Source organism: Haloferax sp. Atlit-6N (genome assembly GCF_003383195.1).
In the GTDB taxonomy this organism is placed as follows: Archaea; Halobacteriota; Halobacteria; order Halobacteriales; family Haloferacaceae; genus Haloferax; species Haloferax gibbonsii.
In genome coordinates this window covers 1-447 of record NZ_QEQJ01000366.1, presented here as the reverse complement: position 1 = coordinate 447, position 447 = coordinate 1, and the positions used below count along the sequence as shown (strand labels likewise).

The 447-nt window shown below is 66.9% G+C and carries 1 protein-coding gene; it reads right to left on the bottom strand.

Annotation, left to right across the window (positions count from 1 at the left end; all coding sequences use genetic code 11):
• Positions 1–359 (bottom strand): hypothetical protein (locus DEQ92_RS22785; protein ID WP_115821819.1); only part of this gene is annotated, 359 nt, incomplete at its 3' end.
• Positions 360–447: the final 88 nt, after the last annotated feature.

The window sequence follows — 447 nt, the reverse complement described above, 5'->3', positions numbered from 1 at the left end:
ACCCGGTGGATTCCCTGCTCAACGTCGATCCAGCCGGCTGCGTGCAGCTTTCGGATGATCGTGTCGCGAACCGTCGGCTTCCGCAGTTGGACGCGCTGGGCGATGATGCCTTCTGCCGCGTCCAGCGCCAGCCGTTCGCCGGGATTGACGTGCTCGCGGAGCGCTTCGTAGCCTTCCCGAGCCGCCTTTGGCAGTCCACTCGTGCTGACGTCGTTGTCAGCGTCCTCTTCGTCGGCGTAGGTCGTTCGCAGCGCGTGCCGGAGCGCTTCAGCCATCGACCCGTGTTCGTCTTCGGCTGCTTCGAGCGCTTCCAGCAGATCGTTGTCTTCGATCGATGCTTTCGCGACCCGTCCGCTCATCGTGCCACCTCCGTCTCGCCGCCCTTCGCGTGCGTGGGCGTGCCCGCCCCCATCGCGCGCCGATTCCGATGGGCGCGCAGACACGCCG